This is a genomic window from Corallococcus sp. CA053C (assembly GCF_003611675.1).
GTDB lineage: Bacteria > Myxococcota > Myxococcia > Myxococcales > Myxococcaceae > Corallococcus.
In genome coordinates, this window is the sequence record NZ_RAWA01000084.1 from 16,153 (window position 1) to 27,292 (window position 11,140).

Here is an 11,140-nt window from a genome sequence, read left to right on the forward strand (position 1 = left end):
CATGGCGTCGCGTCCCAAGGCCAAGGTGCTCCCCCATCCGGCGATGGCCCGCCGGGCCCGAGCGAAGGAGCGCAGCGAGAGCACGGAGCGCGCGGCGCCCTCCCAGCAGGGTGAGCTGGACTCCCTGCGCCGGTGGATGGAGGAGAAGAACGTCCGCAAGGTGAAGGTGGGCGGCGTGGACGTGGATGGCGTCTGGCGCGGCAAGTACATCTCGCTGGAGAAGTTCTGGAGCGCCGCGAAGAGCAACATGGGCTTCTGCGACGTCGTCTTCGGGTGGGACCTGGGCGATAAGCTGCTCGACAACACGAAGGTGACGGGCTGGCACACGGGCTACCCGGACACGCCCGCGAAGGTGGACCTGTCCACCGCGCGCATCATCCCGTGGGAGCCGGACACCGCGGCGTTCCTGCTCGACTTCGTGAACCCGGACGGCACGCCCTTCGAGGCGAGCCCCCGGCAGCTGCTGCAGAAGATGGGGCAGCGCGCGCGCAAGCTGGGCTTCCTGCCGAAGTTCGGCTCCGAGTACGAGTTCTTCATCTTCAAGGAGGGCCCGCAGAGCCTGCACGAGAAGGGCTTCCAGGGGCTCACGCCGCTGACGCCGGGCATGTTCGGCTACTCGTGGCTGCGCACCTCCATGAACGCGCCGCTGGTGCACGCCATCATCGACGGCTGCAACGCGTACGGCCTCAACATCGAAGGCTTCCACACGGAGACGGGCCCCGGTGTCTTCGAGGCCGCCATCCGCTACGACACGCTGGAGCTGGCGGCGGACCGCGCCGCGCTGTTCAAGACGGTGGTGAAGGAGATCTGCGCGCGGCACGGCGTGTCCGCGTGCTTCATGGCGAAGGTGGACCCCAAGCTGCCCGGCTGTTCGGGGCACGTGCACCAGTCGCTGTGGAACCTGAAGGGGGAGGACAACCTCTTCCACGACCCGTCAGAGAAGCACGGGATGAGCCAGTTGATGCGGCACTACATCGGCGGGCAGGTGGCGCTGATGCCGGAGCTCACGGCGCTCTACTGGCCCACCATCAACAGCTACAAGCGCAGCGTGGAGAACACCTGGGCGCCCACCACCGCGACGTGGGGCCTGGAGAACCGCACCTGCGCCATCCGCGTCATCGGCGACAGCGGCAAGTCCATGCGCATCGAGTACCGCCAGCTGGGCGCGGACATGAACGCGTACATCGGCATGGCGGTGAGCCTGGCCGCGGGCCTGTGGGGCATCGAGAACGAGATTGAACCGCCCGCGCCAGTGTTCTCCAACGCCTACGCGGCGCAGGACACGAAGCCCCTTCCGCGCAACCTGAAGGAGGCCGTGGCGCTGCTGAAGAACAGCGAGCGCGCGAAGGAGCTGCTGGGCGAAGGCTTCGTCGACCATTTCGTGCGCACCCGCGAGTGGGAGGTGCGCCAGTACGAACGGGCCGTCACTTCCTGGGAGCTGGAGCGCTACCTGGAACTCATCTGAGGAGGACCCCATGAAGCCTTTCGACATTCCCACGGAACCGCGTGTCACGGAGATGGCCTGGCCCACGCGCATCGTGTTCGGTGCGGGTGCGCTCCAGCGCCTGCCCGCGCACGCGACGCGGTTGAACATGAAGCGCCCGCTGCTGGTGACGGACGCGGGCGTGGTGAAGGCGGGCCTCGCCGCGCGCGTGACGGAGGTGCTCAAGGCCGCGGGCCTGGACTGCGCCGTCTTCGACCGCGTGGAGCCCAACCCCACCGAACGCGACGTGTTCGCGGGCCTGGAGGCGTACCGCGCGCACAAGAGCGACGGCGTCATCGCCCTGGGCGGTGGCAGCGCGTTGGACGCGGGCAAGCTCGTGCAGTTGCTCACCACGCACGAGCCGCCGCTCAGCCGCTACGACGACGCGAAGGGCGGCGACCAGTACGTGCGCGACGACCTGCCGCCGCTCATCGCGATTCCCACGACGGCCGGCACGGGCTCCGAGGTGGGGCGCTCCGGCGTGGTGACGCTGGCGGACACGGGCAGGAAGACGGTCATCTTCAGCCCGTACCTGCTGCCCAAGGCGGCCATCATCGACCCGGAGCTGACGCTGGGCCTGCCCCCGTCCGTCACGGCAGCCACGGGTATGGATGCGCTCACGCACTGCATCGAGGCGTACCTCGCCAATGGCTTCCATCCGCTCGCGGACGCGGTGGCCATCGACGGGGTGATGCGCGTGGGACGCTCGCTGGAGACGGCGGTGAAGGAGGGCCGCGACCTGGCGGCGCGCACGGACATGATGGCGGCGGCGATGGAAGGCGCGATGGCCTTTCAGAAGGGCCTGGGCGCGAGCCACGCGCTGGCGCACGCGCTCACGCCCATCTCCGGCGTGCCGCACGGCCTGGCGAACGCCATCGTCCTGCCGGTGGTGATGGAGTTCAACCGCGCGGCGTGCACGGCGCGGCTGGCGCGCATCTCCACCGCGCTGGGCGACACGTCCAACGCGCGCGAAGAGGTGCTCGCGGGCAACGCCATCGACCGCGTGCGCAAGCTGGCGGCGGCCATCGGCATTCCCACGCGGCTTCGCGACGTGGGCGTGCAGGAGAAGGACCTGGAGCACATCGCGCAGAAGGCGTTCCTGGACGCTTCGCACCAGGGGAATCCACGTCCGGTGACGGAGGCGGACCTGCTCGTGATGGCCCGCGAGGCGTGGTGAGCTGACTTCACGCCGTCTGGATTTCAGATTGTTTCGCCAGGGGCCGCTCCGAGGGAAATCGGGGTGGCCCCTCGCCTTGGGGAGCGTGAATCACGCGGGGCCTGCGCCGTCAGAAGGTTCAGAACGCAGCAGCAACGCGGTTCACGGAGGCAGGTCATGAAGGCAATGCTCAAGAAGCTGATGGTGGCGGTGGCGATTGTCGCGAGCTCCCCGGTGATGGCGGCGGACTTCCACAGCGCCACCCCCCTCGTGAGCCGCCAGGCCCAGTCCCGCATGGAGCGCGAGCGTCAGGAGCGTGAGCGTCAGGCCCGGCTGGAGCGCGACCGCCAGGAGCGTGAGCGTCAGGAGCGCGAACGGCAGGCCCGGCTGGAGCGTGAGCGTCAGGAGCGTGAGCGTCAGGCGCGCATGGAGCGCGAACGCCAGGAGCGCGAGCGTCAGGCCCGGCTGGAGCGCGAGCGTCAGGAGCGCGAACGGCAGGCCCGGCTGGAGCGTGAACGGCAGCAGCGCGAGCGGTTGGCGCGCCGGCACTCGAACTACAACGGTGGCTGGCTGAACTGATCAGCGCCACGCAGGCCGCTGAAGCCGTGACGAAGCCCGGGGGCGGGTCATCCACCCTCGGGCTTCTTCGCGTCCGGGGTCAGTCGCTGTTGGGCTCCACGGGCACCATGCTGCCACCGCCGCCCACGGTGCCGGTGCCTCCGTCGGACGACACCACGCCGCCCGCGCCCACCACGCCGCCCGTCACCTCGGGCTCGCCCGTCTCGGGGCTGAACTCCAGCGTCTCCACGAAGACGCGGCCGGGCAGGCGCATGTCCATCGCGGTGACGCGCTCCTTGTCGCGCAAGTCGTAGAGCTGCTGCGCCACCGGGCCCGCCTGCACGCGCTCGTCGGAGAAGAAGACGTAGACGCGCACCTTCCCCTCCTGCACGGGCACGCGGAAGCTGGTGTTGGCGACGGGCTTGTTCGCGTCGCAGCGGATGGAGCGGTTCTCTCGCGTGAGCGTCAGCTGCCGGATGACGCCCTTCTCGGACATCGTGTACAGCAGGCAGTAGGGGAGCTGGCCCTCGGAGGGGATGACCTCCATCGTCGCCGCGCCCGTCTTCTTCAACTGGACCCGTGCGGACTTGTCGGGCGTCTTCGCCCCGTCACAGGCCGCGCCCAACGCCAGCACCGCGAGCAAGACCGTCCAGCGCGTCATGAGTCCCTCCCTGGGATGGTGGAATGGAAGACCCTGGAATCCTACTCCGGGCCTGGGGGCGTCCAGCCCACGGCGGCACCGGGACACGCACACGCGGGCGCCGAGTGCATGGTCGTGCACATGGCTTCCTGCGTCATCCCCGGGCGGGCCTACTCAGGGCGCTGGTAGACGACGACCTGCGGTGTTTCGTCCAGGTACAGCCCCGTCACGGGCGTGCGCGTGCCGAAGGCCTGCCACGTGAGGAACTCATGCTCACGGAACTCCTGGTGGTACTGGTACGCGACGATGTCCGCGTCGAACGGGCTGTTCACCGCGCGCACGTCGGTGCGCAGCATCCCGTTGCGCTGGTAGTCGCGGAACGAGAACCCGTTCACCTCGTGCAGGTAGACGCGCGCGCCTGGCTTCGCGTGGGCGTTGATCCACGGCAGCACGCCCGTCACGTGGCTGGACCAGAACTGCCGCTGCATGCCCATCGTCGCCGCGCCCGGCAGTCCGCCCGCCAGCTCCGAGTACGCCGCCGTCCCGTACGGGAACACCCGCACCAGCGCCATCAGCGCGGGCACGAGCAACAGCGCGAACACCGGCACCGTCACCGCGAACGAGGGCAGGGAAGGGCGCCGCGTCTTGAGCAGCTCCCACAGCGCGAAGCAACCGCGCGCCACCGCCGCGCCCGCGAGGATGCCCAGGAAGGGCATGGACGGGAACCAGTGCTTCACGCCGCCGAAGTGCGGCACCTGGGGATGGCTGATGACCAGGATGGACGTCACCGCGTTGACGCCCACCAGGGCCTCGGCGGCCGTGGGCATCCGCACCCAATCCCGCGTGCGCGCGCTCAGGCTCAACAGCGCGCGGCCCACGAGCGCGGTGAACCCCGTCACCATGGGCGCGAAGAGGCTGGTGGGCACCGTCAGCGCCGTCTTCACCACCACGTACGTGAGCGGGAAGGGTGGCCCGCGCATCAGCGTGCCCAGGTAGAACCAGGCGTAGTGGTTGTGCGTCGCGTGGAAGGCCAGGTACCACGCGGTGCGGTCCACCGGCGCGTGCCACAGGTAGGGCCAGTGCAGGTAGAAGAGCACCGGGCCCAGCACCGCCATCGCGGCCACCGGCACCAGCGCGCGCGTCACCGGAAGGCTCACTGGCCCGAGGTCCCTCAACAGCCACACGCTGCCCACCGCGAGCCCCACGAAGAACAGCGTGTGCGGACTCAGGAGCAGGAACTTCTTCTGGAACGCGGCGCCTCCGCCCAGGAACACGAAGAGCAGGCCGTAGAGCACCGCCACCGCCGCGAACAGCCCCACGAAGTGGACCAGCCGCGCGCGGGCCTCCGGGACGCCTTCGCTCGCGCTCCACGCGCGCCACAGCGCGAACGGCGTCAGCACGAAGGGCAGGAAGAGGGCGTTGTGCTTCGTCGCGATGGCCAGGCCGAACGCCACGCCGCACAGGACGCCCCAGCGGGTGTCCTCCAGCGCGCGCCAGAAGCAGTACACGACGAGCAGCCACATCGCGGCCACCGGCATGTCGAAGCACGCCAGCTCCGCGTTGAAGTACTGCCGGGGCACGAGCAGGAAGGAGAGCGCCGCGAACCACCCCGCGGTGCGGCCATACAGCGCGGTGCCCAGCAGGAAGCACAGCGCGGGCACCAGCGCCGCCATCGCGAACGCGGGGAGGCGGAAGGCCGTCGCGCTGCGCAGCCCCAGGCCGTCGTGGAAGAGCAGGTGGCTCAACCCGAAGAGCGTCTTCATCAGCACCGGGTGCTCGTGGTTGTAGTCCCACGCGCGCACGATGGCGTTGTCGGTGAAGGCCTCCGCGGGCGCGCGCACGAGCAGCCGGAACCAGCTCGCGTAGCCCTCCGCCGCCGCGAAGTAGACGCTCTCGTCGCGCGTGAAGCCCACCGCGGCCTCGGTGCTCCACAGGGCCACGAAGGCCAGCACCCACAGCGCCAGGGCCGCGAGCTTCTCGTCGCGCGTCGCTGCTCGGCCCGTCATGGCCGCACCCCCACAGCAGGCTCCAGCGCCATCACGTCCAGGCACACCTGCCGCGACTCCGGGTTGTCCGCCTGCACGAAGACCTTCACCGTGCGCGCAGGTCCGGGCGGCAGCACCACCTCCGCCTTCTGCACGCCCTCGCGGCCCGGAGGAATGGGCACGTCCAGCAGGTGCTCGCCGCTGACCGCGTCGTCCACGCCCAGGTACGCGGTGCTCAGGCGCGGATCCTTCGGGTGAGCGAACTCGAAGATGATGCCGCCCTCCAGGCGCAGGCCCAGGCCGGCGGGAACGCCGTCGAACTCGGCCACCAGGCGCTGCGGCCCTCCCGGCGCGTGCATCCAGAGGCAGTGCCGGGGCTCGTAGAGGATCTCATGCCACTCCGGCGCGACGTACAGGTGCGGCGGGCCAGGGCAGCGGTGCTCGCGTCCGTTGAAGGGACAGTCCACGTGCGTCCCGTCCGGCTGCTCCAGGTACACGCGCGCCCGGCTCACGGACTCGGAGGCCACCCAGCGGCGGGGGCGGTAGCGGCCGTTCTCATAGAGGCGCAGGGACAGCGGGCCGTGGCGCGTCTCCGGACCCAGCGCCTTGCGCCCGGGAAGGAAGGCCGCGTCGAACGCCTTCACGTCCGAGCGGGGCAGCTCCGGCTGGCCCAGCACCCAGAGGCGCGGGTGCGCGCTCAGGTCGGCCTTGTCCGAGTCGAGCCAGCCATACACGGGCAGGGTGGGCGGCACGAAGAGGCGGGCGCGCTCCGTCCACCAGGGGAACAGCAGCACGCCGTCGCCAGGGCGCGCGTCCCGGGCCAGCACCTCCGCCACCGCGCGCTCGTCCGCGTCGGAGGGGAGGCGGCCCGGCAGCCGCAGCTGGAAGACGAGGCACAGGAGCGCGACGAGCAGCAGGCCCCCCAACTCCAGGAGGGGCAGGGCGCGCAGGGACCTAGGACTTGGCAAGACGGATCTTCTGCTCGCTCTTTTCGCGGCAGAAGGTGCAGAAGATGTGGTCGCCCTGGTTGAAGGACGGCGTCCAGGGCGGATACATCGAGCAGCGCGGATCCAGGCAGTGGTGCAGCTCCCAGAGCGTGCCCAGCTGGTGCAGCGCGTGGCGCGCGATGGCCTTGTAGCCCGTCTCCAGGTCCTTGTAGGGCGCGATGGTGAGCACCGCCCGGTCCTTGCCGTAGCGCGCGAAGCCCGTCGTGGGCGCCTTGCCGCTGGGCAGCTCGCGGTCCTTCAGCTTGCGCGAGGTGAGCAGCAGCACCTTGTCGTCCTTGTAGGCCCGGATGCCCTTCACCTCGTCCAACAGCTTCTCCGCGTCCAGCGGCTCGGACATGCCCGCGGGCACGTCCGCGGAGCCGCTGTGCTCGCTGCCCACGCCGAAGGCCGTGTAGAGCGTGCGGTTGAACTTGGCGAGCTGCTTGTCGTCAAAAGGGTCCAGCGTCACGACGCGAATCACGGGGCGTCACCTCGGCGGGAAGTTGAGCGGTTCACTCGCCCTCGGGCGGCTTGGCCTTGGGCGGACGGCCACGCTTCTTGGGCGCGGCGGGCTCCGCGGGTTCGGCGCTTTCGGGCGGCTTGGCCTTGGGCGGACGACCCCGCTTCTTCGGGGCGGCGGGCTCGGCGGCGGCCTCCGCCGTGACCTCCGGCTTCGGCTTGGGCGGACGGCCGCGCTTCTTCGGGGCCGCGGGCTCGCCTTCCTCGGCGGGCTTCGCCTTGGGGGGACGGCCGCGCTTCTTGGGGGCGTCCTCGGACGCTTCCTCGCTGGCTTCCTCCTCCGCGCCCTCCTCGGCGGCCTCCTCCTCGGGCTCGGCCGGCGGCTCCTCGTCCGAGGGCAGGTCCAGCTCTCCACCCTCCAGCCCCATGAGGTCGCTGTCGAGGTCCAGGTCCTCCTCGTCGCCCCCGGGCCGCGCGAACTCGGCCGCGGTGCGCTTGGGGCGCTCCCGACCGGGCGGGAAGAGGACGATGTCGATGGAGTCCTCGGCGTTGGCCTCGGCGGTGCCCAGCGCGGCGGCGACCTCCGACACCAGCAGGTGCCGGGCGTTGTCGTAGAGCTCGCGCTCCTTGGTGGGCAGCGGACGCAGCTCGCTCAGGACCTGGAGGCCCTTGACGACCTCCGCCAGGCCCAGGATTCCGCCCTGGGTCATGCGGTCCAGGTTGGTGCGCGCGCGTTGCTTCCAATCCAGGTCGGCCTTGTCGCTGTCCGAGCGCAGGAACGCGTAGATCTCCTCCACGTCGGCGGCGCTGGCGACCTTGCGCACACCAATGGAGAGGATCTTGCCTTCCGGCACCATGACGACGGCACCGTCTTCCTCACGGCGCATGGTGACGAACGTGAGCTTCTGCCCGGCCACCTCCTTCACGTCGATGGCGGCGACGCGGCAGACCCCCTGGTTGGGGTAGACGACCCGGTCTCCAACGTTGAGTTGGAGTGCAGCGGACCCTTCTGGCATGTCCCCCTCGTGGGCGGGTGGGATGAGCACCAAAGCGAGCGCCGGTCGTAGCACCGTGCTTCGCCGGATGCCACGAGTTTACCGGGGAAGCTTTGTCATCCGGGTGGCATTGCGCTGAGCTTCCAACAGCTGGCCCATCACTTCGTGCGCCTGGGCGTCCAGCACGGCCTCGATCTGGGCATCGGTCGGCCCCTCGTCCACCGTGCCTCCGGGCTGCGCGTCCACGCGGGTCGAAAGGCCCACCGTGGACACCACCGCGACTCCCAGCACCAGCACCGCCATCAGCTTCTTCATGAGCGTCCTCCGTGGCGACCCAGGGTAGGGGCGACGCCCGGATGATCAATTTTTCTGCGACAGGTCGCCCCCGTCCTGTAGCGGCCCGTGGCGCGAAGAGGGCCGCGCGCGCCTACTGGAGCGGCGCCACCGGCGTCACTTCCAGGATGAGGCCGCCGGTGTTGTCGCTCGGGTCGTCGTCCGGGAACGCGAGCCGCAGCCAGCGCGCGCCCCGAATCACCGTGGGCTGGTTGACGCCCAGCACCTCCAGGGTGCCGGGTCCGGTGGCCGGGCCATCCCCCGCGCCGTGCAGCGCGAGCACCTGATCCACCGCGCCGCCCGCGAAGCCCCGCGTGCGCGCCGGCTCCGCGGGCGCGCGCACGACGACGCGGTAGGTGGTGGCGGGATCCAGCTCCCGCAGGGTGAAGGCCTCCTGGTCGGTGGGCGCGACGGAGTAGCGGCGCGGATCCAGGAGCAGGGTGGTGACGGCGCCGCTGGTCTGCTCGCGCACGTGGACGTGGAGGGCGCCCCGGTTGTCGTCGGGGTAGCCGTCCCAGAGGAACACGTAGAGGACGGAGGTGTTCTGCACCAGCACCTCCTCCTCGCCCACCACGCCGAAGCTGTCGATGGCGGGCAGCGCCTCGCCGCCCTCCAGGAAGTAGGCCGCCTGGGCCACCGGCATCGGTCCGCCCAGCGACACGCGCCCCTCCGCGCGCAGGCCATACGTGCGGGAAGGGTCCAACCGCATGCGCGCCGCGATGGACTGGGGCACGCGGAAGGCGTGCGCGGTGGCGCTGAGCGCGAACGGTCCGCCCTCCGGGTAGCGAGCGCCAGAGAGGGAGGCCTGCGCGACGCCCGCGCGGGGCGTGGTGCGCGCCACGGTCGGGCGCTTCGGCGTCAGCCGGGCATGGACCGCGAGCGTGGTGCCGCGCTCGGCCTTCACGCGCTGGCTCCAGGGCACCTGGCCCGGCAGCGACATCTCCAGCACGTGCTCGACGTCCGCGGGCAACTGGGTGATGAGCGTGGGCGTCGTCTCCGTCAGCTCCCGGCCGTCCACGCGGATGGTGGCGCCCGGGGGCGACGAGCTGAGCTCCACCGCGAACGTGTTGGTGCCTCCCACGAGCAGGCCCATCCACATGGCCAGGAGCGCGCCCACCACCGGCGCGCCCCGCACCGCCCAGCCGCGCAGCGTGCGGTGCCACGCGGACCGCGGCTCGGACGGCACGGCCTGTGGAGGCATGGACTGCGGGGGCAGGGGCTGCGTGGTCAGGTCGCCTCGGGGCTCTCCCCGAGGCTCCCATCGAGGTTCTCCCCAAGCCTCCCGCCGAGGCTCCAGGCCGTGACGGGGCATGTCCGGCGGCGTCGGTACGGGGGGCGACGCGGGCACGCCGCTCCAGCGCCCCACCCGGGCGAGGAACTCCCGCGGCAGCTGCACGGGCCGGCCGGCGTCCACCAGCTCCGGCTCGAAGAGGTAGCCCATGAAGTGCCCCAGCTCGCTGGGGGACACGTCGGGCGCGGTGACGTGGAGCTGCCGCGTCAGCGCCTCCGCGAAGGCCTGCGCGGTGGGGTAGCGCTGCTCCGGGCTCGTGGACATCGCGGTGAGCAGGATGCGCTCCAGCGCGGGCGGGATGCCCGGCGTCCACTCGCGCGGCCGGGGGAAGTCACCCTGGGAGATCTTCCGGAGCACGTCCTGCAGCGAGCCCTCGAAGGGCCTGCGTCCACAGAGCATCTCGTAGAGGACGGTGCCGGCGGCGAACACGTCCGTGCGCGCGTCCAGCGCCTCGCCCCGCGCCTGCTCCGGCGCGAAGTAGACGTACTTGCCCTTCACCGCGTCGGGCTTCGTCTCGCGCCCGGCGAGCCGCGCTCGCGCGATGCCGAAGTCCACCAGCTTCACCTGCCCCTCGTAGGACAGGAGCACGTTCTGCGGGCTCACGTCGCGGTGGACGATGTGCAGCGGACGGCCGTGGTCGTCCAGCCGGGTGTGCGCGTACGCAAGCCCGCGCAGCATGTCGATGGCCACCAGCACCGCGAGCGGCGGCGGCAGCGCGGACAGGCCCTTCTCCCGCGCCCGCCGCATCACGTGCGACAGCGGATGGCCGTCCACCCACTCCATCGCGAGGAAGTACTCGCCCTCCACCTCGCCGAAGTCGAAGATCTGCGCGATGTTGCCGTGCGACAGTCCCAGCGCGATGCGCGCCTCGTTGATGAACATCGACACGAACGCGTGGTCGTCCGCGTAGCCCGGGAGGATCTTCTTGATGACCACCGGCTTCGTGATGCCCGCCACCGCCGTCATCCGGGCGCGGTAGATCTCCGCCATGCCGCCCGTCGCGATGCGCTCGAGCAGCTTGTACTTTCCGAACTGGAGGCCCGCGGAAGGCTGCGGCACGTTCGAATCGGCTCCTGAGGATGGGAGACCTTCGGGAAAACCGCGAGAAGCTATCATGAGGCCATTCAGACGCTCCGGGTGGAAAATTCCGCTACGCTCGCCAGACTGCTCCCGTAACAGTGCATTCTTCCTGCTGTTCGTGTGCTGCCTGCTGCTGGGCGCCTGTCGCGAGCCTGCCCCCTCTGCCCCCGCCCC

Annotated in this window: 10 protein-coding genes; 3 read left to right on the forward strand and 7 right to left on the reverse strand. The window is 70.7% G+C overall.

What is annotated here, in order from left to right; genetic code table 11:
* Nucleotide 1 precedes the first annotated feature (1 nt).
* The 3 genes from D7V97_RS14140 (at nt 2) to D7V97_RS14150 (ending at nt 3,218) form a co-directional block, all read left to right on the forward strand.
* Complete coding sequence (locus D7V97_RS14140; protein ID WP_199728805.1) at nt 2–1,465, forward strand: glutamine synthetase family protein; 1,464 nt, start codon at nt 2–4, stop codon at nt 1,463–1,465.
* A gap of 10 nt (nt 1,466–1,475) precedes the next feature.
* Nucleotides 1,476–2,660: an iron-containing alcohol dehydrogenase gene (locus D7V97_RS14145; RefSeq protein WP_120611158.1), complete on the forward strand. Its 1,185-nt coding sequence runs from the start codon at nt 1,476–1,478 to the stop codon at nt 2,658–2,660.
* 156 nt (nt 2,661–2,816) lie between these two features.
* Nucleotides 2,817–3,218: an ATP-dependent DNA helicase gene (locus D7V97_RS14150; RefSeq protein ID WP_120611159.1), complete on the forward strand. Its 402-nt coding sequence runs from the start codon at nt 2,817–2,819 to the stop codon at nt 3,216–3,218.
* 79 nt (nt 3,219–3,297) lie between these two features.
* Here the strand turns inward: D7V97_RS14150 and D7V97_RS14155 are convergent, their stop codons facing one another.
* From D7V97_RS14155 to D7V97_RS14185, 7 genes are all read right to left on the reverse strand, one after another.
* Nucleotides 3,298–3,858, reverse strand: a complete 561-nt coding sequence (locus D7V97_RS14155) for a hypothetical protein (protein ID WP_120611160.1) — start codon at nt 3,856–3,858, stop codon at nt 3,298–3,300.
* 149 nt (nt 3,859–4,007) lie between these two features.
* Nucleotides 4,008–5,843: a glycosyltransferase family 39 protein gene (locus tag D7V97_RS14160; RefSeq protein WP_120611161.1), complete on the reverse strand. Its 1,836-nt coding sequence runs from the start codon at nt 5,841–5,843 to the stop codon at nt 4,008–4,010.
* Nucleotides 5,840–6,790 carry a hypothetical protein gene (locus tag D7V97_RS14165; protein WP_120611162.1) on the reverse strand — a complete coding sequence of 317 codons (951 nt, stop codon included), beginning with the start codon at nt 6,788–6,790 and terminating at the stop codon, nt 5,840–5,842. The genes D7V97_RS14160 and D7V97_RS14165 overlap by 4 nt, the downstream gene beginning before the upstream one ends.
* Nucleotides 6,777–7,289 carry a hypothetical protein gene (locus D7V97_RS14170; protein ID WP_120611163.1) on the reverse strand — a complete coding sequence of 171 codons (513 nt, stop codon included), beginning with the start codon at nt 7,287–7,289 and terminating at the stop codon, nt 6,777–6,779. The genes D7V97_RS14165 and D7V97_RS14170 overlap by 14 nt, the downstream gene beginning before the upstream one ends.
* Nucleotides 7,290–7,320: 31 nt before the next feature.
* Nucleotides 7,321–8,283: a CarD family transcriptional regulator gene (locus D7V97_RS14175; protein ID WP_120611164.1), complete on the reverse strand. Its 963-nt coding sequence runs from the start codon at nt 8,281–8,283 to the stop codon at nt 7,321–7,323.
* Nucleotides 8,284–8,361: 78 nt separating this feature from the next.
* The gene (locus tag D7V97_RS14180; RefSeq protein WP_120611165.1) at nt 8,362–8,577 is read right to left on the reverse strand and encodes a hypothetical protein; all 216 of its coding nucleotides are present in this window, start codon (nt 8,575–8,577) and stop codon (nt 8,362–8,364) included.
* A gap of 112 nt (nt 8,578–8,689) precedes the next feature.
* Nucleotides 8,690–10,945, reverse strand: coding sequence for a serine/threonine-protein kinase (locus D7V97_RS14185; protein ID WP_120611166.1), 2,256 nt, complete (start codon nt 10,943–10,945; stop codon nt 8,690–8,692).
* Nucleotides 10,946–11,140: the final 195 nt, after the last annotated feature.

What these genes read in the sequence shown, in the direction of transcription:
- D7V97_RS14140 (WP_199728805.1), top strand. Translation starts at nt 2, where the DNA reads ATGGCGTCGCGTCCCAAGGCCAAGGTGCTCCCCCATCCGGCGATGGCC.
- D7V97_RS14145 (WP_120611158.1), top strand. Translation starts at nt 1,476, where the DNA reads ATGAAGCCTTTCGACATTCCCACGGAACCGCGTGTCACGGAGATGGCC.
- D7V97_RS14150 (WP_120611159.1), top strand. Translation starts at nt 2,817, where the DNA reads ATGAAGGCAATGCTCAAGAAGCTGATGGTGGCGGTGGCGATTGTCGCG.
- D7V97_RS14155 (WP_120611160.1), bottom strand. Translation starts at nt 3,858, where the DNA reads ATGACGCGCTGGACGGTCTTGCTCGCGGTGCTGGCGTTGGGCGCGGCC.
- D7V97_RS14160 (WP_120611161.1), bottom strand. Translation starts at nt 5,843, where the DNA reads ATGACGGGCCGAGCAGCGACGCGCGACGAGAAGCTCGCGGCCCTGGCG.
- D7V97_RS14175 (WP_120611164.1), bottom strand. Translation starts at nt 8,283, where the DNA reads ATGCCAGAAGGGTCCGCTGCACTCCAACTCAACGTTGGAGACCGGGTC.
- D7V97_RS14180 (WP_120611165.1), bottom strand. Translation starts at nt 8,577, where the DNA reads ATGAAGAAGCTGATGGCGGTGCTGGTGCTGGGAGTCGCGGTGGTGTCC.